The 24,683-nt window shown below is 60.4% G+C and carries 26 protein-coding genes; 23 read left to right on the plus strand and 3 right to left on the minus strand.

All coding sequences use genetic code 11. From position 1 onward, the window contains the following. Both ACPYOP_RS23140 and ACPYOP_RS23145 read right to left on the minus strand, forming a co-directional pair. On the minus strand, nt 1-1,002 hold a 1,002-nt coding region (locus ACPYOP_RS23140; protein WP_481412621.1), incomplete at its 3' end, for an ATP-grasp domain-containing protein. Further along, the gene (locus ACPYOP_RS23145) at nt 996-2,483 is read right to left on the minus strand and encodes a pyridoxal phosphate-dependent decarboxylase family protein (protein WP_481412622.1); all 1,488 of its coding nucleotides are present in this window, start codon (nt 2,481-2,483) and stop codon (nt 996-998) included. The genes ACPYOP_RS23145 and ACPYOP_RS23140, both read right to left, overlap by 7 nt. A gap of 339 nt (nt 2,484-2,822) precedes the next feature. Here ACPYOP_RS23145 and ACPYOP_RS23150 point away from each other — a divergent pair, with 339 nt between their 5' ends. Together ACPYOP_RS23150 and ACPYOP_RS23155 are read left to right on the plus strand one after the other, a co-directional pair. Beyond that, nucleotides 2,823-3,740, plus strand: coding sequence for a flagellin N-terminal helical domain-containing protein (locus tag ACPYOP_RS23150; RefSeq protein WP_481412623.1), 918 nt, complete (start codon nt 2,823-2,825; stop codon nt 3,738-3,740). A 256-nt stretch (nt 3,741-3,996) separates the two neighbouring features. Continuing rightward, complete coding sequence (locus ACPYOP_RS23155; RefSeq protein ID WP_481412624.1) at nt 3,997-4,971, plus strand: flagellin N-terminal helical domain-containing protein; 975 nt, start codon at nt 3,997-3,999, stop codon at nt 4,969-4,971. Here ACPYOP_RS23155 and ACPYOP_RS23160 read toward each other — a convergent pair. After that, on the minus strand, nt 4,959-5,192 hold the full coding sequence (locus ACPYOP_RS23160) for a hypothetical protein (protein ID WP_481412625.1): 234 nt from the start codon (nt 5,190-5,192) through the stop codon (nt 4,959-4,961). The two genes, ACPYOP_RS23155 and ACPYOP_RS23160, sit on opposite strands and share 13 nt — an antisense overlap. Before the next feature lie 36 nt (nt 5,193-5,228). On the opposite strand from ACPYOP_RS23160, the gene ACPYOP_RS23165 reads away from it, so the two are divergent. From ACPYOP_RS23165 to ACPYOP_RS23265, 21 genes are all read left to right on the plus strand, one after another. Next, nucleotides 5,229-5,861, plus strand: a complete 633-nt coding sequence (locus ACPYOP_RS23165; protein ID WP_481412626.1) for a hypothetical protein — start codon at nt 5,229-5,231, stop codon at nt 5,859-5,861. Further along, nucleotides 5,858-7,288: a MotB family protein gene (locus ACPYOP_RS23170; protein WP_481412627.1), complete on the plus strand. Its 1,431-nt coding sequence runs from the start codon at nt 5,858-5,860 to the stop codon at nt 7,286-7,288. The genes ACPYOP_RS23165 and ACPYOP_RS23170 overlap by 4 nt, the downstream gene beginning before the upstream one ends. Nucleotides 7,289-7,291: 3 nt before the next feature. After that, entirely contained in the window at nt 7,292-8,599 is a 1,308-nt protein-coding gene (motC, locus tag ACPYOP_RS23175; RefSeq protein WP_481412628.1) for a chemotaxis protein MotC, read from the plus strand. Nucleotides 8,600-8,601: 2 nt separating this feature from the next. Continuing rightward, the gene (gene fliK / locus ACPYOP_RS23180; protein WP_481412629.1) at nt 8,602-10,188 is read left to right on the plus strand and encodes a flagellar hook-length control protein FliK; all 1,587 of its coding nucleotides are present in this window, start codon (nt 8,602-8,604) and stop codon (nt 10,186-10,188) included. After that, the gene (locus tag ACPYOP_RS23185; protein ID WP_481412676.1) at nt 10,130-10,723 is read left to right on the plus strand and encodes a transglycosylase SLT domain-containing protein; all 594 of its coding nucleotides are present in this window, start codon (nt 10,130-10,132) and stop codon (nt 10,721-10,723) included. Before fliK ends, ACPYOP_RS23185 begins: the two co-directional genes overlap by 59 nt. Nucleotides 10,724-11,003: 280 nt before the next feature. Further along, nucleotides 11,004-11,675, plus strand: coding sequence for a transcriptional activator Rem (gene rem, locus ACPYOP_RS23190; protein ID WP_149633066.1), 672 nt, complete (start codon nt 11,004-11,006; stop codon nt 11,673-11,675). A gap of 288 nt (nt 11,676-11,963) precedes the next feature. Beyond that, entirely contained in the window at nt 11,964-12,182 is a 219-nt protein-coding gene (locus ACPYOP_RS23195; protein WP_481412630.1) for a hypothetical protein, read from the plus strand. A gap of 24 nt (nt 12,183-12,206) precedes the next feature. After that, the gene (gene flgK, locus ACPYOP_RS23200) at nt 12,207-13,697 is read left to right on the plus strand and encodes a flagellar hook-associated protein FlgK (protein WP_481412631.1); all 1,491 of its coding nucleotides are present in this window, start codon (nt 12,207-12,209) and stop codon (nt 13,695-13,697) included. 3 nt (nt 13,698-13,700) lie between these two features. Then, a complete protein-coding gene (locus ACPYOP_RS23205; protein WP_481412632.1) occupies nt 13,701-14,753 on the plus strand; it encodes a flagellar hook-associated family protein in 1,053 nt (350 codons plus the stop codon). A gap of 37 nt (nt 14,754-14,790) precedes the next feature. Further along, nucleotides 14,791-15,138: a flagellar biosynthesis regulator FlaF gene (flaF, locus tag ACPYOP_RS23210; protein WP_481412633.1), complete on the plus strand. Its 348-nt coding sequence runs from the start codon at nt 14,791-14,793 to the stop codon at nt 15,136-15,138. Beyond that, on the plus strand, nt 15,135-15,587 hold the full coding sequence (flbT, locus tag ACPYOP_RS23215; protein WP_481412634.1) for a flagellar biosynthesis repressor FlbT: 453 nt from the start codon (nt 15,135-15,137) through the stop codon (nt 15,585-15,587). The genes flaF and flbT overlap by 4 nt, the downstream gene beginning before the upstream one ends. Then, nucleotides 15,575-16,078 (plus strand): flagellar hook assembly protein FlgD, encoded by a 504-nt coding sequence (flgD, locus tag ACPYOP_RS23220; RefSeq protein ID WP_481412635.1) that lies wholly within the window; start codon nt 15,575-15,577, stop codon nt 16,076-16,078. The genes flbT and flgD overlap by 13 nt, the downstream gene beginning before the upstream one ends. 29 nt (nt 16,079-16,107) lie before the next feature. Next, nucleotides 16,108-16,374 carry a flagellar biosynthesis protein FliQ gene (gene fliQ / locus ACPYOP_RS23225; RefSeq protein WP_481412636.1) on the plus strand — a complete coding sequence of 89 codons (267 nt, stop codon included), beginning with the start codon at nt 16,108-16,110 and terminating at the stop codon, nt 16,372-16,374. A gap of 150 nt (nt 16,375-16,524) precedes the next feature. Further along, nucleotides 16,525-18,612, plus strand: a complete 2,088-nt coding sequence (gene flhA / locus ACPYOP_RS23230) for a flagellar biosynthesis protein FlhA (RefSeq protein ID WP_481412637.1) — start codon at nt 16,525-16,527, stop codon at nt 18,610-18,612. After that, complete coding sequence (gene fliR, locus ACPYOP_RS23235; protein ID WP_481412638.1) at nt 18,609-19,361, plus strand: flagellar biosynthetic protein FliR; 753 nt, start codon at nt 18,609-18,611, stop codon at nt 19,359-19,361. Before flhA ends, fliR begins: the two co-directional genes overlap by 4 nt. 101 nt (nt 19,362-19,462) lie before the next feature. Continuing rightward, nucleotides 19,463-19,885 (plus strand): hypothetical protein, encoded by a 423-nt coding sequence (locus ACPYOP_RS23240; protein WP_481412639.1) that lies wholly within the window; start codon nt 19,463-19,465, stop codon nt 19,883-19,885. Nucleotides 19,886-20,014: 129 nt separating this feature from the next. Next, nucleotides 20,015-20,611, plus strand: a complete 597-nt coding sequence (locus ACPYOP_RS23245; RefSeq protein ID WP_481412640.1) for a rod-binding protein — start codon at nt 20,015-20,017, stop codon at nt 20,609-20,611. 14 nt (nt 20,612-20,625) lie between these two features. Next, nucleotides 20,626-20,994: a hypothetical protein gene (locus ACPYOP_RS23250; RefSeq protein ID WP_149633148.1), complete on the plus strand. Its 369-nt coding sequence runs from the start codon at nt 20,626-20,628 to the stop codon at nt 20,992-20,994. Then, a complete protein-coding gene (locus ACPYOP_RS23255; protein ID WP_481412641.1) occupies nt 20,991-21,518 on the plus strand; it encodes a hypothetical protein in 528 nt (175 codons plus the stop codon). Before ACPYOP_RS23250 ends, ACPYOP_RS23255 begins: the two co-directional genes overlap by 4 nt. 253 nt (nt 21,519-21,771) lie before the next feature. Continuing rightward, nucleotides 21,772-22,611: a WecB/TagA/CpsF family glycosyltransferase gene (locus ACPYOP_RS23260; protein ID WP_481412677.1), complete on the plus strand. Its 840-nt coding sequence runs from the start codon at nt 21,772-21,774 to the stop codon at nt 22,609-22,611. Between the two features lie 131 nt (nt 22,612-22,742). Beyond that, nucleotides 22,743-24,671, plus strand: coding sequence for a GumC family protein (locus ACPYOP_RS23265; protein ID WP_481412642.1), 1,929 nt, complete (start codon nt 22,743-22,745; stop codon nt 24,669-24,671). Nucleotides 24,672-24,683: the final 12 nt, after the last annotated feature.

Raw genomic sequence — 24,683 nt, forward strand, 5'->3', positions numbered from 1 at the left:
GAAATTTTCCATCCATGTCTGTTCGACGGCGCGTTTTGCCGCGCTCTGCTCCATGCCGGCGCTCAGATAATGCACGATCCAATGGTCTGAGAGCGCCATGTGGCTCGCGAACGCCTTGCCGTCGATGAACACGACGCGCTGCTTGTTGTAGAGGCCGTCGGAACCGCGAAAATCGATAAAGGGCGCGACGTAGAGTTCCGCAGCGGGCTGGGTCTCCAAAAAGGCGGCAAGCTCGGCGGAGTCGGTGATGCGTTCCATGCCGTTACCGGCATGCGTGCTGATCGGGCGCACGACGAGCGGGTAGGCGAGGCCCGGAGCGCAATCGTCCAGTCGCTTCGCGCGCGTTGCGACGGCCGCAAGATCGGCGTGCGATACGCGGTAGGTAAAGGGTGAAAGGATGGAGGGCTCATTCGCTAGCATGCCGCTGACGCCGTCGCGCGTCAGCCTTGCGATCAGTCCCGGATTGCGGTTCATCACCGGACCGTCGAATTTGGCAAGCAGCGTCTGCATATGGGCGAGAAGAGGGCCGTTCTCGGTCGATTCTCCGATGGCCATGAAGGCCACGTCATGCTCCGGCAGATCGGTGAGGACGGATGTCTGAAGGTCGACGTAGTGCAGCCACAGCACGCAGTTGCTGCCGGCCAGCAGAAAATCGAGCGGCGTGTTGGCCATAAAATCGCCCTCGGTCACGAAGGCGAGCAGCCGCGGACCTGTCCCGTTGCCATGGACCACGCAATAGTCGCGGCGCATTTGCACGGCGCTCTTTAAAATCTGGCGAGCGTCATCGCTGCGGCCGAGGGTCTGCAGGATCACAGCCATGTCCAAAAGTGCGGCGGCGGCGGTAGGGTCCGCCGTCACACGTTGCATGAGTTCGTTCCAGAGCGGGTTTACGTCATGGCCGGCATAGATGAGAGAGACTATTCTCCGCATGCCGAGAATTCGAGCGCTGACCGGCATGTTCAGTGGGGCCGGATCGGCGATTGGGGCTTTGGTCATCAGCATTGCGGAAGATCCTGTTGGGAGCCGATTATCAAAACGTTCCGAACGAGCGTGTCGATATCCGTCTGTCGGGTACGGTGGTTTACGATCGCCGCGCGAATTGCCGGCTGACCGTTCAGATGGGTGAGGGACGGAGCGACGCGGCCTTCGGCGTGGAGACGCTCGACGATCTGGGAATTGACGGATGCCGGCACAGTTCCGTCGGCTCCAACATAGGCGAAGCAGACGATGTTGAGGGCGACGGGCGCGAGCAGTTTCAGCGCAGGCTCCTGCTCGATGCGCCGCGCAAGCTCGCGTGCCAGCATGCAGTTGGCGTTCATTGCCTCTCCCAACGCCTTGACGCCATGGGTTTTGAGCGTGAACCAGGTCTTCAGCGCCCTGAAGCCGCGCGAAAGATCCGGGCCGTAGTCGCAGGGCCACCAGTCTCCGCCCGCAAGCCCGGTCGCTGCCCGGCTGAGATAGGCCGCGTCCGAAGCAAAAGCTTGCCGCTGCCACTCGCTGTCCCGTACCAAGAGGAAGCCGGCGTCGTAGGGTACCTGACCCCACTTGTGAAAATCGAAGGCGAGCGAATCGCAGGTTTCGATCCCCGCAAACAAAGGTGCGAGCTTCTCGCTGAGAACGCCGAGGGCGCCGAGGGCCCCGTCGACGTGAAAATGAAGATCATAGGTGTCGGCAATGCCGCGCAGGGCGGCGAGATTATCGACGGCGCCGGTGTTGACCGTTCCTGCGCTGCCGATGAGAAGAAAGGGCGTGAAGCCTTCCCGCCTGTCGCGCAGGATCGCCTGCTGCAGCGCATCGAGATCGATCCGGCCGAGGGCATCGACCGGAATGCGCCGCAGCTGATCGCTGCCGATTCCGGACATTTCGAAGGCGCGCGGAACGCAGCCGTGTACCTCGCTCGACGCGTAGGCGACCAGCCGGGATTCATCGGACAGGCCGGCTGCGCGCACATTGCGGCCGAGCTTGCGGCATCTGGCGATCTGCACCGCAACGAAATTGGCCTGCGATGCGCCAGTCAGGAATATGCCGCCGGCCGTTTCCGGAAAGGAAAAGATCTGGCGCGTCCAGCGGATGATCTGGCGCTCGACCTCGATTGGCATGTGGTCGCGTCCGCCGAGATTGGCGTTCAGCCCGCCGGCCAGCATCTCGGCCAGCATGCCGGTGACCGTGCCGCCGCCCTGGACCCAGCCCATGAAGCCGGGATGGATGTTGCCGCTGCCGTAGGGCAGGATGTTTTCCCGGAAGATCGCATGGACTTCAGCCAGATCGCCGGCTTCCACCGGCAACGGCGCATCGAACAAGGCGCGCGCCGAAGAGGGGGCATGTTGCCAAACCGGCTTCGTGCCGAGTGCCTGGAGATGATCGAACATGTCGTCAAGCATTTGATGACCCTGTGTGCGCAGGGCCTGCCAGTCTTCCGGGTCGAGGCTTGTTCGCGCGCGGCGATCATCCGACGCTCGCCCGGCGTCCTGCAAATTGAACATTTTAACCTCGTCTATGGCCGGTCGTATCGACGCTGCCTTGGGAATGCCTTGTGAAAGGAGACCGGCCTTCCCGCCCGACATCGGACGGATCGCTTCCATGCTACGACGCCCAAGGTGGCGCGAGGCTGACTTGCGAACCAGCCGGCCATCAGCAGCACGAATTCGTTAACTTTTGCCGGCTGTGTTAACCTTTTATTAACTCTAATGCTGTCAGTTGCGGCTAACGCAACGGTTGGTTAACCCCTCTTAATAGGCGGTTAACAAGCATGAGGCTGATTGCCGTTCCCGGCCGCAGACCGGAATGTCCCTTCCAAATTCAGCCACAAGGGGCACCATCCAATGACCAGCATTCTCACCAACGACGCGGCAATGTCCGCCCTTCAAACCCTGCGCGGCATCAACACGAACCTGCAGGACACGCAGAGCCGTGTATCCTCGGGCTATCGCGTCGCCAAGGCAGCCGACAACGCCGCCTATTGGTCGATCGCGACCACCATGCGCTCCGACAACAGCGCGCTTTCCGCCGTGTCGGACGCATTGGGCCTGGGCGCCGCCAAGGTCGATACCGCCTATACGGCGATGGACAATACCATCAAGGTCGTTCAGCAGATCAAGGACAAGCTCGTCGCGGCAACCGAAAACAGCGTCTCCAAGGCGGATGTTCAGGAAGAAATCACCCAGCTGCAGCAGCAGTTGGAAAGCATCGCGCAGTCTGCGTCCTTCTCGGGCCAGAACTGGATGTATGCGGCCAATGGCGCTTCCGCTTCCGTCGTCTCCTCCTTCGTTCGCAACAACAATGGCACTGTTTCCGTCAACAGCACCAGCTACAGTTTCGATACCGGCTCGCAGGGCAATGTGCTGTTCGGCGCGAGCGGCGGCACGATCGATACGAGCTCGGGCATTCTCGGCACTCAGCAGAGTATCAACGGCGCATCCTATTCGGTCTTCAGCCTCGATATCACCAACATGACGAGCGGCGACATCGGCAAGGCCATGAATCTCGTGCAGGGCGCCCTCAACGCCCTGACGAGCACGGCCTCGCAGCTCGGTTCGCTTTCGACGCGCATCGATCTGCAGACGAGCTTCGTTTCCACGCTGCGCGACACGATCGATTCCGGCGTCGGCAAGCTCGTCGATGCCGATATGGAAGAAGAATCGAGCAGGTTGTCGGCCCTGCAGACGCAGCAGCAACTGGCCATCCAGTCACTGCAGATCGCCAACACCAGCGCGCAGAACGTTCTCTCCCTCTTCAAGTGAGCCTTGACTGGAGCTTGCGTTAGGATGGCGCGGCGGCATTTCCCTCTTGTCGCCGCACATCAGCTTTTGTTAACGTTGCCGCTGATTGATTTGCAGTTTTTGTGCAGGGTTCGGCCTTCGATCGTCTTCAGAACGAGAGCCGGGCTTTGCTTTAGCGACGGGCCGCGCTGGGATATCCCCGCTGGTGGGCATGAGGCCAATCGTTGCTGCCGGATCGGCCCGGTTTGCCAGTCCCAATGGAATTACGGATTCTCAGATGAGCAATGTGACGACGAATCATTCTGCGTCCGCGGCGTTGACCGTGTTACGCGGAATCAACAAAGATCTCGGTGTCGTGCAGCAGCAGGTCTCGTCCGGTTATCGCATCGAGACGGCGAGCGACGATCCGACCTATTGGTCGATGGCGACCACCATGCGCTCGGACCGGAGCAGTCTCTCTACCATTACGGATGCGCTCGGCCTCGGCTCCTCCAAGGTCGACACCGCGTCCACCGCCATGGATACGGTCGTCAGCCTTTTGACGCAGATTCAGTCGAAGCTGGTTTCGGCAAAGGAGACGGGCACAAATAAGGATGCGATCAATTCCGATATTCAGCAGCTCAAGAATCAGCTGCAATCCGTTACCCAATCGGCATCCTTTTCCGGCGAAAACTGGCTCTATAACACCGACCAGCATCCCAGCACGCAGCAATCCGTGATCAGCAATTTCACGCGCGGCGCCGGCGGCCAGATTAGCCTCACGACGATCGGCTATGACAGTTCCCAAACCCTGATGATCGACACGACCGATGCGAGCCGGGGATTGCTGACGAAGAATGTCGATGCGAGCACGTTCGACACCTCGAGCAGCACCACGCCCCGCAACTACTATCTCCTGGCTGCCGACACCGGCACGACGCCGGCGGGCGGAACGGAGATCGCGATCTCGAGCAGCACGACGGATGGCGAGCTGACCGACATGATCAATGTCACCAATTCGCTTCTGAAATCCGCGACGTCGGCGGATTCGACGCTCGGTCTGATGAAATCGAACATCGACGATCAGTCGGACTATATTTCCAAGCTCAGCGACGCCATCAAGAGCAGCGTCGGCGATCTCGTCGACACGGATATGGAAGAGGCGTCGGCGCGGCAGAATGCGCTGCAGACAGCCCAGCAGATGGGTATCCAGGCATTGTCGATCGCCAACAGCATGGCGAGCAAGGTGCTGATTCTCCTTCAGTCGAAATGATGGGCGCGGCGGCCCGGCTCGATCGGCCTTCGGCCGGCAAGGCCGCCGCATTCATCCTCGCACAAGTTTGACTGCCTACGGTCCTTCGCAGTGGCATGGTTGCGCAATGTGCCGGTGACGTCAGTCATTTCCGGAAAGCGCAGCCCGAGGACGGAAACCGGAAGCGTGATGATCGACGTTTTGAGAATGGGAATGGAGCTGCCCTCCGCTGGCACGGACATGCTGCGTCTTTCCGATGCGAGTGGGGAGATGCGCGCTTGAGCCTCGCACTATCCCGATACCTCAAGGATTTCAGCGCGGAACAGGCCCCGCCGCCACCTGTGGAGGACGCAGGGTTTGCGGAGATGATGGAATTTCCCGAAAGCCCGATCGAGCCGCCCGTCGATATCGAAGCCGAGCGTCGGGCCGCTTATGCGGAAGGGCACGAGGCCGCGACGCAAGAACTGTCGCGGAAGCATCAGGCCGAGCTCGATGCCATGGCGGATTCGTCTCGGGCCGAAATGGAGGCCTTGCGGACGCGTTACGAAGAGCAGGCGGCCGAGAAGATCGCGGCTGGCGTGACCCGCATCGCCACGATGCTCGGGCAGGCGATCAGCGCGGAAACGGCGGCCATCCTTGCGCCGATCATGACCGAAACGCTGACAGCCAAGGCCGTTGCCGATCTCGCCGACCTGGTCAGGAGCGCCATTCTCGACGGTAGCGCGGGATCGATCTCCGTTAGCGGCCCGCACCATCTCTTCGAGGGTCTTCACGCGCATCTCGGCACCGACGGCGCCCTGTTGCGCCACGTCGAGACGCAGGACGTCGATCTCACCGTCACCATCGGCGAGAGCGTTCTCGTGACCCGAATGTCCGCTTGGGCCGCTAGTCTGAAAGAGATCCTGAAATGAGCGACGGCGATCAAAATCACGGCAAGCACGAGATCATCATCGTCAAACGCCACGGCGGCGGCGATCATGACGCCGGTCACGGTGGCGCATGGAAGATCGCCTATGCAGACTTCATGACGGCCATGATGGCCTTCTTCCTGGTGATGTGGCTGGTCAACGCCGCCAACGAGGAGACGAAGGCCTCCGTCGCCTCCTACTTCAATCCCATCAAGCTGGCGGACGAAAAGCCGACCGAAAAGGGGCTCAAGAAGCCCGTCGACCAGGCTCAGGGTGAAAAGAACCAGCAGAAATCGGATAAGCCGCAGGACAAGCCGAACGACGGCAAATCCGCCAAGACCGGCGAGGACCTGACATCGACGTCGGGCGATCAGACGAATTATTCCGAGGCAGATTTCTTCGAGAACCCCTATTCGGTCCTGGCGGAAATCGCACAGGAAGTCGGCCAGCAGGCCAATGTCAGCGCCAAGGGCGAGGGCGGCGCCGCCCAGTCTGGTCCCGCCACGGGCGCTGACGGCGGGCAGGCCTATCGCGATCCCTTCGATCCTGATTTTTGGACCAAGCAGGTTCGGGTTTCCAGCGCCTCGAAGAAGGCGAATGAGGAACAGTCCGCCAAGTCGGATCAAAAGGACAAGGGCGAAGTTATCGCCCTGTCGAAGGCAACGGCCGCCGATACCGGCCAGCCGGCCGATCAGCTGCAGACGCCTGAACAGCAGCCGACGGTGAGCGATCAGCAGGCGACCGGAAAACAGCAGGAAAAGCAGACGCAAGTCCAGCAAATCGCCAAGGCCTCCGGGCAAAGCGACGCGCCGATGTCGGAAGACAATGCCGCCCTGCCTCAGGGCAAGGATGTGACGCCGACGAAGGCGCAGCAGCAGGAAGCCAAGGATCTGCAGCAGGCGATCCAAGCCGAGATCAAGGGTGTTGCCGGCCAGCTCGCCGAGGGGCTGCAGGTGACCGCGGCCGAAGGCGGCGTGCTTGTCACGATTTCCGATCAGAGCAATGATCCGATGTTCAACATCGGCTCGGCCGTTCCGCGCCGGGAGATGGTGCTGGCGATGGAGAAGATCGGCAAGATCCTGGCCGAGCGCAAGGGATCGCTTCTGATCCGGGGCCACACCGACGGGCGCCCCTATATGGTCGGCGGCCGCAACGACAACTGGCGCCTGTCGCTCGATCGCGCCCAGAGCGCCTACTATATGCTGACCGGCGGCGGGCTGGATGAGAAGCGGGTCGCGCAGGTCTCCGGCTTCGCGGATCGACGGCTGAAGATGCCCGAAGATCCTTTCAACGATGCCAATCGCCGTATCGAGATCCTGATCGCCAATCCCTCGGACCAGGCCGTGAAGCAAGGGGCCAGCCCGGATGCGCAGAGCCCGGCCAAGCCCGCTTCGGGGAAGGGCAAGTCAGGCCAAGGCAAGCAGGGCTAGTCCATGACGCGCAAACAGCATCGTCGTCACCTCGCGCTCATGCTCACCCTCGGCATGTTGATGCCGGGGGCTGCGAGCGCCGAGGGGCAGGACAGTCTGCCGCTCTATAAGATGCTGCGCTCGCTCGAATTCGTCCAGGATTCCGTCGCGGCGGGCGACAGTTCCGCCGGAGAGATGCAGCGCTTCCTGCTCGCCACTATCGACGAACGCCTGCGCAATGCGGATAAAGCCGTGTTCGAGGACAGCCGCAATGTCGATGCCGCCCTGATCTACGCCATGAGCGGCGGCAACCCGGAAACGCTCGAATATCTGATGTCGCGCGACCTCAACGGCAATTTCGACAGCCGCGTCGCGGACGTGCTTAGAAAATATCTGAACGGCAAGGGCCTGCTGGTCGTTAACACGCTTGCCGACATCGCCAGGGAATATCGCGACAAGCCGATCGGCCCCTACCTCTCGCTCGTTGCCGGCAATGTCATGTCCGGCAAGAACGCCAAGGCGGCCCTGCAGCTTTACGATTGGGCGCGTTTGATGGCGCCCGGCACGATCGTCGAGGAATCGGCGCTGCGGCGCTCGCTTGCCTTGTGTGCCGATGCGGGGACGGTGCCGGCCGGGCTCGACTATGCGCGGCGCTATACGAGGCGCTTTCTGCATTCGCCCTATGCCAGCCAGTTTGCCGATCTTTTCGTGCAGCTTGTGGTAGATCACGATTCCGACGTCAAGCAACAGGATATAGTCGACATCCTGTCCTTCATGGATCCTCCCAGGCAAAGGGAGATCTATCTGCGCATGGCGCGCCGGGCCGCGATCGCCGGTAAGGCCGATCTCGCCGCGCTGGCGGCCAGCCGCGCCCAGGCGATCTCCGCCACCGACGGCGGCGACGCCTTCGGCGCGCTGGCGAACTTCTATGGCGGCGTTGCGGGCATATCCACGCCGGAATTGAAGTCGGCGATCAATGGTCTCAATCAGATGCCGGCGGGCGAGCTGAACGCGCGCGATCGTGCCCTGCGCGATGCCGCAAAGGCAGTCGCCCAGGAGATATTGCGCGCGCCCGATCCAGCAAGCCTCGGGCAAGCCAATGTTTCTAATCTGCCTAATCAACAGAATACTGAACACGATGCTGCTGTGACGAATCAATCGGGAGGTCAATCTCCCGGCACGGCGGGTGTTGAGCAGGGGGCCTCGGCGAAAGCGGCCCCCGCCCCGGAGGGAGGGCGGCAGGAGGCCGGCTCTTCGTTCAACGCATTCGTCACGACGAGCCGCTCGAAGCTGGATGCCATCGACGGCCTGTTGAAGCAGGAAAGTCATTGATCATGAACGACATCGGTGTATCCAGCGCCTCATCCGGGGCGGATATTCCTGCCGCCAAGGGCACCCGCTCCGCGAAGCAGGACGACGGCAAGGGCTTTATCGATGCGCTGACCAGCTCGCTCGGCAACGGACGCAAATCCTCCGGTCCGGGTACCGGGACGGATGCGACGTCGAACGCGAATACGACAGCCGGTGACGATGCGGATGCCGTAAAGACAGCAAGCAATCCCGCGTCGACAACCCTAGCCATCGATGAAGGCGCCGATGCCGGAGCTGGAATGATCGATACGTCCGGAGCCGATCTCGTCAACCTCGCAGGCTTGACCAAGGGGGCAAAGCCGTCCCAAGGCGCCGGCGCGGCCGCGCTGTCGAAATCGCTGATCGAACTGCAGAAGGCGGTATCGGCGACGGAGGGCGGCACGGTTCCCGCAGAAGGCGATCAGACGGCGGCGGTCACGGAGCCGGCAATGCCTGCTGCCGATACGAGCAAGGTAGCGGCACAATCGACCACGCTTGATCAGCTTGCCGAACTTACGCAGCAATTGGCCGATCTCACGACGACTAACGGTCAAACCGCGCCAGTGAAGGGCGATGGCAAAACGCCGGCCGCGAAAGGCGGGAAGGACGCGGAATCGACGGATGATGGTAAGTCTACGCCAACGCAAGCCAGCCAGGCCGTGACTACGATTTCCGATGCCCTATCGCTGTTGAACGTTCCGCAACCGGTCGTTGCCGCACAGGCCGGCACGGCCCAGGCGGGCAAGACGACCGACGATGCGAAGGTCCAGGGGATGTCGCTCGGCGGCGCGGCTGTCGCGGACGATGCATCGGATGCGGCGGTGACGCTGCCCGACGACGGCCAGGGGCCGGACGCCGCGCAGACCTTCCGCCTGACGCGGTCAGACGGTCGCGGCAGCGCGCTCGACCTGTCGATCAGCAAGAGCGGAGATGAGGCGGCGGACGTCAAGGTGGCGGCTTCCGCGGGCGGCGATACTCCGACGATCACAGTCTTGGATTCCCGCCGCTATCTGGGGCTCGCTGCCAATTCCAACTCGTCAATCGTCGCCGGGGCACTGGCGGGCGATCGCGGATGGTCGGCCGTGATGCAGCCGGGTTCGGCGCTTTCCAATGCCGCAAACCTGTCGAGCACAGGCAAGGTCGTCAACACGCTCAAGATCCAGCTGCGTCCCGATAATCTCGGCGATGTCACGGCCACCATGCGGCTTTCCGGAGATCAGCTGAGCGTCGACCTGAAAGTGCAGACGGGCGAGGCCTACAGGCAGCTCCATGCCGATCAGAGTCACATGGTCGATGCGCTGCGCGCCCAAGGCTACCAGGTGGACAATATCACCGTCACCCTCGCCTCCAATGCAGACCAGCAGTCGGACGGCGGCCGCAATTCCGGGTCGAACCAGCAACAATCCCTGTTGAACCAGGGACAAGGGGGCGACGCGCGTCCCAAGGGCCAGAACTATTCGGGACAGCAGTCAGATGGAAACAATGGCAATCGCAGTTCGGGTGAGCGCGGTGTTGAAGACGGCGCTGCTGGCGGCGTTCAGCGCTCTCGTTCTGGCGCCGTTTACCTCTGAAGCCTATGCGTCGGGAAATCCGGCGTCGCCGGATAATGGTGCGGCTGGCCTCTGCGAGCGCGAAATCCAGTCTGCCGCCGCGAAGTACGGAATACCGGAAGGGATACTCTATTCGGTCGGTTTGACGGAAACGGGACGCAAGGGATCGCTCTATCCCTACGCCCTCAATGTCGAGGGACGGCCGATCTTCCCGCCGTCGGAGAGCGCTGCCTTGCAGGTCTTCGCCGCGGCAAGGCAGAGCGGTGCAAAGCTTATCGACGTCGGCTGCATGCAAATCAACCAGTATTTTCACGGCGAAAACTTTACCTCCGTCGACGCAATGTTCGATCCACGCAGTAACGTGGAGTATGCCGCGAAGTTTCTCCGCAATCTGCATGACAGGCATGAGACCTGGACGATGGCGGTAGCAAGATACCATGCCGGCCCGAACAACGACCCTGCTCAAAAGGTCTATGTATGCCGTGTGATCGCCAATCTGGTCGCCACCGGCTACGGCAAATGGACGCCCAATGCGGCGACCTTCTGTCAAAACTAGACAACCGGTAGGTTGTGTCGCGTTTCTGGTTAGCCAGCACTAACTCAATTGAGGTGGTTGACTGCCGTTGATTTGCCAGAAATGCGCTTGTTAATAAAACGCTAACTAACAAGTTTTTTATCGGTGTAAAACGCACTGCACATACTATATCTAGTGCAAATCGCACCTCTAAAGTTAATCAATTATTAATTTCCGTCACTCATTTCCGACAGTTGTTCGTGATTCGCCCGATTCGTACCCATAGTTCATCGAAACACCACACTGATTCGGAGGCGGACGAATGATCGTAGTGGTTGATGAGCGAGAGCTCGTTAAGGACGGATATACATCACTGTTTGGACGCGAGGGCATCCCTTCCACAGGGTTTGATCCACGCGAATTCGGCGAATGGGTAACGACGGCGGCAGAGGGCGATATTGCTGCTGTTGAGGCCTTTCTGATCGGGCAGGGCCAGCATGTGCTCGAGCTCCCCAGGGCGATTCGTGATCGGACTACGGCACCCGTGATCGCGGTCAGCGACCAGCCCTCGCTGGAAGCCACACTTGCACTCTTCGATTGCGGCGTCGACGATGTCGTGCGCAAGCCGGTGCATCCCCGGGAGATCCTGGCCAGGGCCGCCGCGATCCGCCGTAGGCTGAAGGCGATCAACAACTATACCGATATCGGCCCGATTCGCGTCTTCGCGGACGGCCGTGATCCGGAAATCAATGGTTCCGTGTTCGCCTTGCCACGCCGCGAGCGCCGCATCCTCGAATACCTGATCGCCAATCGCGGTCGCCGGGTAACGAAGACGCAGATCTTCAACGCCATCTACGGCATCTTCGACGAAGAAGTCGAAGAAAACGTGGTTGAAAGCCATATTTCGAAGCTGCGCAAGAAACTGCGCAAGAAGCTCGGCTTCGATCCGGTCGATTCCAAGCGCTTCCTCGGCTACTGCATCGACTGGAGCTAACGTCTCCGATCGCATCCAGGATGCTAAATTCATGAATAGGCCCGAGAATCACCCGATTCTCGGGCCTATCCTTTTGCACAATGGCGGATTGTCATCACGCGATAGGTACGTTGTTCCTTACGATCTTCACCGGTGTCGACCGGCGTTGAGGCTGCAATGCGGCGCTTGCGGATATGCTTTTCGCGATGATCGGCTTTTCGTCCTCTCAGACAGCTTCACGCAAGGCCCGCCACCTACTCTCAGTCGTATGAAGGATAACGAGGATTCCAGATGAGGAATTTCGGCAGCATGAGGACCGCATTAGCGGAAGTGGACGCACAGGCAGCTCGCCTGGACGCTGCTTTCGACGGCGTTGCCCGTGCGAAGTCGTCTCGTTCCGCCGGCGTGGCAGGGGCAGGCGTCTTGCATGTTCCGGCCACCGGCCCTGATCTGGTGAACTTCGCCGGCCTCGCTCCGACAGGCTATTCCGACACTGCCGGCGCGCCATCGGCCATTCTGCGGCGCTAACACGAATAGGGTATCGAGTCAGTCATGTCGCTCACAACAGCTCTCAATAACGCGCAGGCAATATTCAACAATACCGGCACGCAGAGCAGCGTCGTGTCGAACAATATCGCCAACGCAAGCAACACGAATTACTCGCGTCGCCAAGCGGTGGTGACCACCGACATGGCCGGCGCCCAGGTGGTGAAGATCGATCGCAGCAGCGAGCCGGCGCTGCAGAAGGTCTATCTCAGCTCTTCATCGTCGGATTCGGCGCAGCAGCTGCTTCTGAACGCCTACAGCAATCTGCAGTCGGCCACGCTCGGCGGTAACGACAACGAGATCGCGCCGGCGACCCTTCTTTCAGCGTTCCAGAAGGCGATGCAGACCTATTCCGGTTCTCCGTCCAGCACCACGGCGGCGCAGTCGGCGGTCAACGCGGCCCAGAGCCTGGTCACGTCGCTGAACAATGCGACGACCGCGGTGCAGAGTGCACGAACCGATGCCGACAAGCAGATCAGCTCCGACGTCGATTCGCTGAACAGCCTGTTGAAGCAGTTCCAGGAAGCAAACGATACGGTGAAATCGGCCACGACGACCGCCGGACCGACGTCCAGCGCCCTTGCCGATGCCCTCGACCAGCGCGATTCGATCCTGAACCAGATCTCGAAGATTGTCGGCGTGACGACGGTGACGCGCGGCAACAACGATATGGCGCTCTACACCACGAGCGGAACGACCCTGTTCGAAACCATTCCGCGCACGGTGACGTTTCAGCCGACGAATTCCTATACGGCCAGCACGGTCGGCAACAATGTCTATATCGACGGCGTCGCGCTGACCCCCGGACAGAGTGCGAGCACCACCGCGCAGGGCAGCCTCCAGGCGGCGCTGCAGGTCCGGGACGATGTCGCGCCGACCTATCAGAAGCAGCTCGATGAGATCGCGCGCGGCCTGGTGACGACGTTCGCGGAAACGAATAGCAATCCCGCAAAGCCGACCCTACCCGGCCTGTTCACCTGGAGCGGCGGCAGCGTTCCGACCGGTGCTACCGTGGTCACGGGCCTGGCCGGCTCGATAACCGTTAATCCGAAGTTAATCACGTCTCAAGGCGGCGATCCGACATTGCTGCGTGATGGTGGTATTAACAACAATGCCGCGACTGGAGAGACGGGTTACACGAAGAATACCAGCGGTGGCAGCGGTTATTCCACCCAGCTGGATGCCTTTATCACTGCCATGAATACGAAAATGAGTTTCGATGCCACGGCCGGCTCCGATACCAAGGCCAGCCTCATGGACTATGCATCGAGTTCCATCGGCTGGCTTGAAGGGCAGCGCAGCACGGCGACGACCGCGGCCGAAAATACCTCCGCGGCACTATCGCGCTCTTCGGGCGCCTATTCGAATGCGACCGGCGTCAACCTCGACGAGGAACTGACGCTGATGATGGATATCGAGCAGTCCTACAAGGCTGGAACGAAGATATTGAACGCTGTCAATGAAATGCTTCAATCGGTACTGGATATTGCGAGCTAAGCCATGAAACTTTCTTTCATTTCGAGCACGGCCATTCAGAACGTCATGCGTCAGACAATCCGTCAGGCGCAGAATGAGATGACCAGCGCTTCCACGGAAGCAACTACGGGCGTTTATGCCGACATCGGGGTTTCGTTGGGCAGCAGCACATCGCTCAGCGTGAACCTGACGCGGGAAGCATCACGTATCGACTCCATTCTCGGCAGCAATTCCATCGCAAATCAGCGTATGACCTCATCTCAGACCGCGTTGAGCGATATGGGTAGCCAGGCGCAGAAGCTGATGGATCAGCTGGTGGCCCTGCGCGGCAATACGGATGGCAGCAGCATAGCGCTGACGCAGTCGACCGCGACTTCTACCCTTTCGAGCGTCATTGCTTCCGCCAACACCATGGTCAATGGCGAATATCTCTTCGCTGGCACCAACACCGATGTTCAGCCGATGACGAACAATTCCGCCGCGACGAACACGGCAATCCAGACTGCGCTATCAGCCTATATGGCCGCTCAGACGCCGCCGGTAGCCTCGACAAGCAATCTGACCGGCGCTCAGATGAAGGACTTCATCACCACCAAGGTCGAACCGATGTTCACCTCCAATACCAGCTGGGCAAGCTGGTCGAGCGCGTCGGACCAGAACATGACGAGCCGCATCAGCAATTCGGAAGTGGTAGAGACGTCGACGAATTCGAATTCTTCCGGCATTCGCTATCTGGCACTAGCAACCAGCGTCACCAATGCGCTGATGAAGACGACGCCGGCCCTGAGTTCGGACGCGCTGAATGCGGTGACCGATCAGGCCATCAGCTACTCGCGTCAGGCGGTCGACGGCCTGAACAGCCAGGCGAGCCAGCTCGGTCTGTCGCAGTCGCGCCTCTCGGATGCGAACACGACGCTGAATGCCCAGAAGACCATTCTCAATACCAGCCTGGGCGATCTGACGGGGGTCGATCCCTATGAAGCTTCGACCAAGGTCAACAACCTGCAGACCCAGCTCCAGACCGCTTACACCATTGTCTCGAAGATCCAGCAGCTCAGCCTTGTAAATTACCTTTGATGATCAAAGGGAAGGAATGACCAGGAAGGATGCATGAATGTATCAGTTCTCATATGCGGAAGTCATGCAGGATGCAGTGGCCGACGCCAAGGAAAGAGAACGGCAAGTTCTGGACCGGTCGATATTTCTCCTCTCCACGGCGCGTGACGTGGAGAAATACGGCCGCGAAGCGATCGAAGCTCTCTATTATACGCGGCGCGTATGGATCAGCTTTGTCGAGGACCTCAAAAGTCCGGAGAACCAGCTCAACGTCGAACTACGTGCCAACCTAATCTCGATCGGTATCTGGATTCTGAAGGAGTGCGATCGGATCCAGCGGCGCCAGTCGGTAAATTATCAAGGCATCATAGATGTCACCACCATCATCAGGGATGGACTTAAATGAAAAGTACGCTTCGCATATCGCTCAAAGCCGGGGAAAAGATCTTTATCAACGGGGCCGTCCTGCGCGTCGATCGCAAGGTCGCCCTGGAATTCCTGAATGATGTGACATTCCTGCTTGAGAACCACGTGCTCCAGCCCGAAGACGCGACGACGCCCCTGCGTCAGCTCTACTTCATCGCGCAGATGATCCTCATCAATCCGGAGGGCAAGGAGCAGTCGACGACCATGTTCCGCAAGTCGATCGTCATGCTGCTTTCGTGCTTCCACAACGAGGAAGTGCTGGCTGAGCTGAAGCGTATCGATGGCCTCGTCGCCACTGGCCGCGCTTTCGACGCGTTGAAGGCGATCCGCAGCCTCTACCCGATCGAGGACAATATTCTGAACAACCAGGAAATGCCGGCGGCGACGATCGAGCATATCCGTCGGGAGATCGCTCCATGGCAGCGGTAGACGCCGTCAACAGCAGCACAGACACCTCTTCCACTACCGCCACGAAAAATGCGGCTACCGCATCGGCGAGCGCCAACCTGAATTACAACGACTTCCTGCAACTCCTCATCGCGCAGATGAAGAACCAGGATCCGACGTCGCCGATGGATGCAAGCCAGCAGATTTCGCAGCTGGCGAGCTTCTCCCAGGTCGAGCAGCAGATCCAGACGAACTCGCATCTGGAAACCGTGTTGCAGAATCAGTGGATCTCGCAGGCGTCCGACTATATCGGCAAGCAGATCATGAGTGCCGATGGCAAGACCACGGGCACGATCAAGGAGGTAACCGTCTATTCGGACGGTGTTATCGCGCAGACCAGTGCCGGCGACAAGATCCTGATCCAGGCCGGTGTGACGATCGCTCCGGCAGGCACGACCATTGATGTGCCGGCCACGTCGAGCGATACTACCAGCAGCGATTCGTCGGGCACGGATTCGACCAGCGGCTCATGAGGAGCCGCTGAACCGGGAGTGAAAATGTCATGAATGAAGCCGATGCATTGGATATCTTCCAGGCGGCGATCTGGACGGTGCTGGTGGCTTCCGGCCCGGCGGTTCTGGCGGCGATGGTCGTCGGCCTGGTGATTGCCCTGATCCAGGCGCTGACCCAGGTGCAGGAGGCGACGCTGACCTTCGTGCCGAAGATCGTGGCGGTCATGGTCACCATCGGCGTCTCGGCTCCGTTCGTCGGCGCACAGATTTCGATTTTCACCAATCTCGTCTTCTCGCGTATCCAGTCCGGGTTCTAAACATCGGATCCGATGGCCGAAACGGCTTTCGGATCATGAGCTTTGCCGGCACAAGCCATGCTCGCGCAAGCTTCGGCTTTTAAATCTCGGTTCCAATAGGGCAGGCGGGTCAGCCGTTTGCCTCCTCTCATGAAGAGACGGAACCGGTCGATGGCACAACCACCCGCAATAGCACTTCCCAAAGCCAATCCCAGCGTGCGTGATATCGGCTTTGCACTCGGTATCATGGTCATCCTGTGCGTGCTGTTCCTGCCGATCCCGCCATTCCTGATCGACCTCGGCCTGGCCTTCTCGATCGCTCTCTCGGTCCTGATCCTCATGGTGGCGCTCTGGATCAAGAAGCCGCTGGAATTCTCGTCTTTCCCGACGATCCTGCTGATCGCCACCATGACGCGTCTGGCGCTCAACATCGCGACCACGCGCGTCATCCTTTCGCATGGTTATGAAGGGCATGATGCCGCCGGTGGCGTCATTGCGGGCTTTTCCAGCCTGGTGATGTCGGGCGATTTCGTCATCGGTCTGATCGTCTTCCTGATCCTCATCACCATCAACTTCATCGTCATCACCAAGGGCGCGACGCGTATCGCGGAAGTCGGCGCTCGCTTCACCCTCGATGCCATCCCCGGCAAGCAGATGGCGATCGACGCCGATCTTTCGGCCGGCCTGATCGATGAAAAGGAGGCGCAGCGCCGTCGCCGCGAGCTGGAAGAGGAAAGCTCCTTCTTTGGCGCGATGGACGGTGCCTCGAAATTCGTGCGCGGCGATGCGGTTGCCGGCCTTCTGATCACCTGCATCAACATCTTCGGCGGCATCATCATCGGCTATTTCCGCCACAGCATGCCGATCGGCCAGGCTGCGGACGTTTTCGTCAAGCTCTCCGTCGGTGACGGTCTGGTGTCGCAGATGCCGGCGCTCATCGTCTCTCTCGCCGCCGGCCTCCTGGTTTCGCGCGGCGGCACGGCCGGCTCGACCGACCAGGCCGTCGTCAATCAGCTGAGCGGCTATCCGCGCGCGCTCGCCGTCTCGGCAGTCCTCATGGGTATCCTGGCGATCATGCCCGGCATGCCCTTCCTGCCCTTCGTTTTCCTCGGCGGCCTGATGGCGACCGGCGCCTGGTTCATCCCGCGCCAGATCGAGGCCGAAAACAAGCTTCGCCGTGATGCCGAGGAGCAAAAGGTGATGCAGACGAAGGAAATGGAAAAGGATTCGGTCAAGTCGGTTCTGAAGACCGCCGAGATCGAACTCGCCCTCGGCAAGATCGTCTCCACCCGCCTGCTCGGCGCGCATCAGGAGCTCGCCTTCCGAGTCGGCAAGATGCGCAAGAAGTTCGCGACGCAATACGGCTTCGTCGTGCCTGAAATCAAGGTGATCGACGACATGGCGATCGCCGACAAATCGTATCAGATCCGCATCCACGGCACGACGATCGCCTCCAACATGCTGCGCGTCGGCGAAGTGCTCGTCGTCACGGGCTCGGGCCGCAAGCCGACCGTGCCGGGAGACGAGATTCGCGAACCCGCTTTCGGCATGCCCGCCGTTTCCGTTCTCGAAGCCTTCACCGAAGATCTGAAGCGCGAAGGTTTCCAGCCGATCGACAACGTGTCCGTCGTGCTCACCCATATGAGCGAAGTCATCCGTAACAACCTGCCGGCACTTCTTTCGTATAAGGACGTGAAGATCCTGATCGAGCGTCTCGATCCCGAATATAAGAAGCTCGCCGACGAGATCTGCTCGTCGCACATGTCCTATTCCGGCCTGCAGGCGGTGCTGAAGCTGCTGCTCGCCGAGCGTGTCTCGATCCGCAACCTGCATCTCATCCTTGAAGCCGTCGCCGAACTCGCGCCGCATGTGCGCAAGACCGAACAGATCGTCGAACATGTGCGCGTCCGCATGGCGCAGCAGCTCTGTGGCGACCTGGCGGACAATGGCGTGCTGCGCGTGCTGCGTCTTGGCAGCAAATGGGACCTGATCTTCCATCAGGCGCTGAAGCGCGACCAGAAGGGCGAAATCGTCGAATTCGACATCGATCCGCGCAGCCTGGAAGAGTTCAGCGAGCAGGCGGGCAAAGTTATCCGTGAATACATGGATCGCGGCATGCCCTTCGTTCTTGTCACGTCGCCGGAAACGCGCTCCTATGTGCGCATGATCATCGAACGCCTGTTCGCGACCCTTCCGGTCCTATCGCATGTGGAACTGGCCAAGGGGATCGAGATCAAGATTCTAGGTTCGATTTCATGATAACAGACCCGCAGGGGACCATTCTGGCGCTGTTCGTCGCCTTCTGCCGCATCGGTGGCTGCATGATGGTTCTTCCGGGATTTTCATCGGGCCGCATCCCGCCGCAGATCAGGCTGCTTCTTTCCGTGGCCCTGTCGCTGGCGATTTTGCCGTTACTATGGAACACGATCTATCCCCAGGTGTCGAGGGGCGACGCGAGCTTCATCGGCCTCATCTTCACCGAAACGGTCATCGGATTGATGTATGGCATGATGGCGCGGATCTATACGCTAGGCCTGCAATTCGCCGGGGCGAGCATATCGATGCTGATCGGCTTCAACGCGCCGGGCGGTGCCGATATCGTCGAGGAGTCGAGCGAGACGTCGCTCACGAGCCTCATCAGCTTTTGCGGGCTGATGATGCTCTTCATCCTCGATTTTCACCATTATATCCTGCAGGCGCTGGTCGATTCCTATTCCGTCGTTCCTCTGGGCGGTCATATCGAGCCGCGTGCCGCTTTGATCTCGATTACGGATACGCTGGAGACCACCTTCTTCATCATGCTGCGGTTGGCGAGCCCCTTCCTGCTCTATGGCCTGATGTTCCAGATTTCGATCGGCTTCATCAACAAGCTGGCGCCGCAGATCCCGATCTATTTCATCTCCACGCCGTATCTGCTGATGGGAGGGCTATTCATGCTCTATCTCAGCATCGCGGCATTGGTCAGTCAGTTTTCCAGTGCGTTTCTCACGGTCTTCAATGGGCACTAGGGCATCATGGCGAAAAGCGGAAGCTCAAGCCGGTGGGCGGCGAGACGATGAGACCCGATTCGGACGCATCCGGGACCGGGCAGTCGGTGGGTAGGTAGGCGATGGCGGAAAAAAAAAGCCGTTCTGAAAAACTGAAGCGCCTGGTCGCGGTGCAGCGCCATCTGGAGCGGATAGCGGAAAACGAGCTTGCCGATACGACCCGCCAGCGCGCCGAAGTCACGGAATCGATGGAGCGGGTCATGGTTGCAATCGGCTCGGTCGATCCCGTGCACATGGCATTCTCGATCCACTATGCCGAGCGCTACGGCCGTCTGATGATCAGAGATCAGCAGCTGGAAAGCATCCAGACGCTCATCCAGATGAAGGTACAGCAGGAGCGCACCAAGGCCGAGCGGCTCGAAGAGCACATGAAGGATGCCCGCGAGATCGAATTGCGCGAGTCGGACGACAATGCCGTCTACGACATCATCGATCAGCGCCTCGCCGCCGCAACGCCAGCCTCCAGCAAGGTTCAAAAACCATAATCGCCGCGATCATGGAACAGGATGCGCATCGTTGGGTTGCCGGCCTGTTCTGAAGTTTTGATTCGGTGCCCTGATTCGATTGCCGCCCCGCGCGGCTTCAGGGTGTTCGATAGCAGAGGGAGACGTGACGTGGCTATTTCGCCTCCGAGTGATTTGGTCCTCGATGTCGTCAAGGCCGCCAATCCGGCCGATGTCGAGGCAGCGCAGACCAAGCTTGCCGCCAACCGGGCCGCCTTTGCCGCCACCAGCCTCGCCGAGAACGGCAACGGCTTCGGCGCGACGGTGGATGCGATGAACAGCGCGGCTACCCAGGCGGGCCTTGCCAATGCCAACACGCATGTGGCCGGGACGAAGGTGCCGCAGCCTTATCGCAAGTTCGAAGCCATGGTGCTGCAGAATTTCGTGAAGAACATGCTGCCGAGCAGTGAGACGCTCTACGGTAAGGGGTCGGCCGGCGAGATCTGGAAAGGCATGATGGCCGAGCAGCTGGGCAATACGCTTGCCAAGAGCGGCGGCGTTGGCATTGCCGAGAAGATGTATCAGGAACAGGTCGACAAGATGCGCAATACCGGCGCCGTCCATGCCGCGACCGATGAAAACGACAAGAAAATGGCTCTGAGCGCGGTTGCCGATTTTCAGCGCAAGACGCTCGCCGCTGCGGATGCCGATAATGACGGCAATGCCAGCATCACCAATCAGAATAATTTGACGTCCCAGAAAGCATGAGCGAGGTAGCAAACATGGAAATGATGTCGCAGGACTATCGGATCAAGTCTGTCCTTGGCCGCCTGGAGATGATTATCGACAATGAGAACAACCGGATCGGCACAGACCCGGAATTCGATCTCAAGGTATCGAACGCGCACAAGAGCCGTTGCCTCTACGAACTGTCGATGCTGTTTCGCGATACCGATCCGGCCGATCTTGCCGCCACCCATATCGGGCAGCTGCACGACCTGAAGAAGAAGCTGGTTCTGAACGCCCGCCGGGTCGAGGCTCACCTTGAGGCCGTGCGCGCCGTCGCCGACATTCTGAAGAATGCCGTGCAGAACGCCGATGCCGACGGCACCTATTCGCAGGAGCAATTCCGCGTCCGTGAGGCCGGATGATCAAGCTCGCTCTCACCGGCCTTTGGGTCTGCGCCGTGACATTGGCCTCGGTCTATTTTTCGGTGCAGGTGGCGACGGCGCCCGCAATCAGTCCTGACGACGCCAAAAGGGCGCAGCAGGAACTGATCAAGGGCGAATCGATCAACGTTCCCGTCATCGCCAACGGTCAGGTGACCGGTTACTTCCTGACGCGCATCTCCTTCATGATGGAGAAGGGCAAGGCGAATGCCCTTCAGATGCCCTTGCCGGAACTGACGACGGATGAGCTTTTTTCGCTGCTGATCGGCAACAAGGTGATCGATATCGCGCACACGCAGAACTTCGATGTTGCCGCCTTTCGCAGCGACCTGAAGAAACGGATGAACGAGCGGCTCGGCGGCGATTATGTCGCCGACGTGCTGATCGAACAGCTCGATTATCTCTCCAAGGAAGAAACCCATGGCGGGGAGAGCATCGGCAAGAAAACGGTCAAGCCGGTCAAGATCGTGCAGGACGCGGCGAAGGATAAGGTGCCGCTGGAATAGTGGTGTCCTGGCTCTGCGTGATACCGCTCTATTCCAAGGCTGCAAGGCCAAGCCCTGGCCGGCGATATATTAACGAATCCTTGATGGTTTCCGATAAATCCCACTTTCCATCCTAACGGAACGTTGGATTTATCTTGTTATAAACACCTCCCAGTGACGCCTCGTAGTCGCCGCATCGATGAACGGTGGGGCGCATGAGCTTGTTATTCCCGGCATCATGCGCATGTGCGATCTCGGGCAGGAGGTTGTTGGATTGAACCAGGTTGCCGATTTTGCCGTCGTTGCGTCGCGCCGCATGATCTTCGATCTGCCGGTCTGCGATCTCGATTGGGATGGTGCCCTGACCTTCGTCAATGAGCTCGCATCCCTGCCGGTCGGCCAGACCTCGATCTCCTTCGTCAACGCCCATAATATGCTTGTCATGCTGCGCGACGACAACTATCGCAATGTTCTCGAGCAAAATCTGGTGCTTCCCGATGGCGTTGGCCTCGATATTGCCTCGCGTGTCGCTCATGGCGAGCCGTTTCCGGCGAACTTGAACGGCACGGATTTCGTGCCCGCACTTTTGACTTTCATGGAGCGGACGAAGCGGATCGGCTTGCTGGGCGGCAAGCGCTCGGTTGTCGAAAATGCGGCGGAGAAATTTCGCCGGCATGCGCCATGGCACGAGTACATTGTCGTTTCCGATGGTTTCTTCGATCCCGCGAGAAGCAGCGCCGTTGCCGCGGAAATCGGCCGGCAGAAGATCGATGTGCTGATCGTCGGCATGGGAACGCCTCTGCAGGAGAAATGGGTCGCCGAGCATGTCGGGCCGCAGCATGCACGATTGGTGCTGACCGTCGGCGCCCTGTTCGATTTCGCGTCCGGAACGGTGTCGCGGGCTCCCAGGCTCGTGCGTGCGATGCGCAGCGAGTGGTTGTTCCGCCTGGCTCTTGAGCCGGGCAGGCTGTGGCGGCGCTATATCCTGGGCGTACCGCTCTTCCTCTATCAGGTCATCAGGCATCAGTTCGGCCGCAAGGAGCGTGTCCTTCGCGCGGAACTGCAACAGCTGCCGCAGCGGCGTATCGCCTCTCCCGATAAACTGGCAAGTTAGAGCAATTTCAGGAAAAATGCCGAGCCGCTCTGGTATTCGCGGGTGCGGCGTTAACTCTTTCTTTGGCATGAAAGTTTAGAGTGGGTTAACCATTGCATTGGTCTCCGACCATGTGCGCGAGATTGCCCGCTATGTTTGAAAGCAAAGCCAAGCCTGGATTTTACCCAGACGATGCGGAAACCTTCGAGGTGTCGCGCGTGCCGGGCGGGCACGTTTCTTCCCGTCGGGGCGAAGATGGCTTGCGTCGCACAGCCCATCTGCGAGCCGCCAATTCCGACGACCCGCGCGATACGGAGCTGCGCGCCATTCTGCGCAGGGCGCTGGACGGCGATCCTTATCCGGTCTCGGGGCGAAGGGAACCGATGGGCGCGGGGCCGTTGGACTATCGGCCCGCCTTGGCGCATATCGAAGGCACACCGCCGTTCCACCACGCGAAGCGCGAACAGATGCGGGAACCGGCATCGGAGCCTGTGCCCGATCTGCTGGAATTCGTGCCCGACCTGCTTGAAGGCGTGACGGAACTTCCCCTACCGATTGCGATCCCCAATCTTGCCGAGCATAGGCATCGCACCGGCCGCTGGTCTCTCGGTATCCGCTCTCTCGGTTTCGTCATTGCAACCGCCTTGGCGGGGGCGGCCATCCCGACGATGCTCGCACCGCCGCCGCTTTATATGTCGCAAGCCGTCCTGCATGTGGAGGGCGGCGGCGGCGGACGGCAGACATTGCTCGATGTCGCGGCGAAACGTGCTGTCGCGCCGTCCGTGCTGTCCGATGTCGTCGCCAGGATGAAGCTCGATCGCGATCCGGAATTTACCGGCAGTCGCGCAGGTGCCCTCGGCGTCGTCGTCGAGCTCCTGTCCGGCAGCGGCAACGCCTCCGATGCGCCCTCGCGCGCCCAGGCGACCCTTCGCAGGGACATTGCCGTCGGCATCGATGGCCAGACAGGTCTGCTGCGCTTGAGCGTGACCAGCGGCGATCCCGCCAGATCGGCCGATATTGCCAATCGCCTGGCGGTCGCCACCCTCTATGATACCGCCGTCGCAAAGGCGGCTGGCACGTCGCTCGGGGTCGAAACGGCAGCCGATCGCAGCCGCAAGGAGTTCGATCGTGCAACGGCGGCCATGGCTGAGTTCAAGGCGCACTATGGCGAGGATAAGATCGCGGCGGCGCTGGCGCTACAGCAGCAGCGCCAGCAATTGGATGGCGAGATAAAGGCGGCCGAGCTGGTCTTGCGCGCGGCCCGGTCTCGCCTTGCCTCGGTCAGGTCGGCCACGCCGGCCTCCGTGCTGAGTGGCGCCTTCTCGGGCGATGTCGCATCCGCCGGGCTCGACGACCTGCGCGGCCGCTATAGTGCCGCCAAGGCCCAGCTTTCCCAGCTTTCGGCGCAGCTCGGCCCGCGCCACCCCCGCTTGCTTGCGCAGCAGGCGACGGCCGACGATCTTGCCGCCAGCATCCGCAGTCAACTGCAGCGGCTTGTCGTCAGCAGCGACGTCGATGTGAAGGCGGCTCTCGAGAAGCAAACGGCCCTTTCGGCCGAGATGACCGCCCTCAGCCAGAAGAACATCGACGTCGACGTCATCCGCCTTGCGCAATTGCAGGATGCCGTGGCCGTCGCCCGGAGCCGCTATGAGGCAGACCAGCAGAATGCTGCCCGGTCAGTGCCGGAAGCCAAACAGCCGCTGACGGTGATTTCGCAAGCCGTCGCATCGGCTCTGCCGCTGGATGATCATCTCGCGAGCAATCAGGCAATCGGTTTCCTGGCCGCCCTTGGCATGGCATTTGGCGCGGTATTCCTGCGCAAGTGGCTGGCCGGTGGCGAAACCGTGGAAGATCATCCGGCCGACGACGGCATCATGCCGGCCATCCCTTCTTTCCATCGGGATGGCGATATGCCGCTTCCGCTTTTGCCCGCTATCGCGCTTGAGCCGTCGTCGACTGTTCCCGAAATCGGAAGCCGGCCCGACGTTACGGATGAATGGGTCCGCATTCAGCGCGAACTTGCGTCGCTGCGTGCCAAGGTCGAGATCTACGCGGTGCGCAGGCATCAGGACCGCGGCTGATCGCCCCATCGT

This window comes from Rhizobium sp. KNZ2-6A (assembly GCF_056755475.1).

Excerpts from the sequence above, each read along its gene's own strand:
- ACPYOP_RS23145 (WP_481412622.1), bottom strand. The coding sequence starts at position 2,483 with ATGTTCAATTTGCAGGACGCCGGGCGAGCGTCGGATGATCGCCGCGCG.
- ACPYOP_RS23150 (WP_481412623.1), top strand. The coding sequence starts at position 2,823 with ATGACCAGCATTCTCACCAACGACGCGGCAATGTCCGCCCTTCAAACC.
- ACPYOP_RS23155 (WP_481412624.1), top strand. The coding sequence starts at position 3,997 with ATGAGCAATGTGACGACGAATCATTCTGCGTCCGCGGCGTTGACCGTG.
- ACPYOP_RS23160 (WP_481412625.1), bottom strand. The coding sequence starts at position 5,192 with ATGTCCGTGCCAGCGGAGGGCAGCTCCATTCCCATTCTCAAAACGTCG.
- ACPYOP_RS23170 (WP_481412627.1), top strand. The coding sequence starts at position 5,858 with ATGAGCGACGGCGATCAAAATCACGGCAAGCACGAGATCATCATCGTC.
- motC (WP_481412628.1), top strand. The coding sequence starts at position 7,292 with ATGACGCGCAAACAGCATCGTCGTCACCTCGCGCTCATGCTCACCCTC.
- fliK (WP_481412629.1), top strand. The coding sequence starts at position 8,602 with ATGAACGACATCGGTGTATCCAGCGCCTCATCCGGGGCGGATATTCCT.
- rem (WP_149633066.1), top strand. The coding sequence starts at position 11,004 with ATGATCGTAGTGGTTGATGAGCGAGAGCTCGTTAAGGACGGATATACA.
- ACPYOP_RS23195 (WP_481412630.1), top strand. The coding sequence starts at position 11,964 with ATGAGGACCGCATTAGCGGAAGTGGACGCACAGGCAGCTCGCCTGGAC.
- flgK (WP_481412631.1), top strand. The coding sequence starts at position 12,207 with ATGTCGCTCACAACAGCTCTCAATAACGCGCAGGCAATATTCAACAAT.
- ACPYOP_RS23205 (WP_481412632.1), top strand. The coding sequence starts at position 13,701 with ATGAAACTTTCTTTCATTTCGAGCACGGCCATTCAGAACGTCATGCGT.
- flaF (WP_481412633.1), top strand. The coding sequence starts at position 14,791 with ATGTATCAGTTCTCATATGCGGAAGTCATGCAGGATGCAGTGGCCGAC.
- flbT (WP_481412634.1), top strand. The coding sequence starts at position 15,135 with ATGAAAAGTACGCTTCGCATATCGCTCAAAGCCGGGGAAAAGATCTTT.
- flgD (WP_481412635.1), top strand. The coding sequence starts at position 15,575 with ATGGCAGCGGTAGACGCCGTCAACAGCAGCACAGACACCTCTTCCACT.
- fliQ (WP_481412636.1), top strand. The coding sequence starts at position 16,108 with ATGAATGAAGCCGATGCATTGGATATCTTCCAGGCGGCGATCTGGACG.
- flhA (WP_481412637.1), top strand. The coding sequence starts at position 16,525 with ATGGCACAACCACCCGCAATAGCACTTCCCAAAGCCAATCCCAGCGTG.
- fliR (WP_481412638.1), top strand. The coding sequence starts at position 18,609 with ATGATAACAGACCCGCAGGGGACCATTCTGGCGCTGTTCGTCGCCTTC.
- ACPYOP_RS23240 (WP_481412639.1), top strand. The coding sequence starts at position 19,463 with ATGGCGGAAAAAAAAAGCCGTTCTGAAAAACTGAAGCGCCTGGTCGCG.
- ACPYOP_RS23250 (WP_149633148.1), top strand. The coding sequence starts at position 20,626 with ATGGAAATGATGTCGCAGGACTATCGGATCAAGTCTGTCCTTGGCCGC.
- ACPYOP_RS23255 (WP_481412641.1), top strand. The coding sequence starts at position 20,991 with ATGATCAAGCTCGCTCTCACCGGCCTTTGGGTCTGCGCCGTGACATTG.
- ACPYOP_RS23265 (WP_481412642.1), top strand. The coding sequence starts at position 22,743 with ATGTTTGAAAGCAAAGCCAAGCCTGGATTTTACCCAGACGATGCGGAA.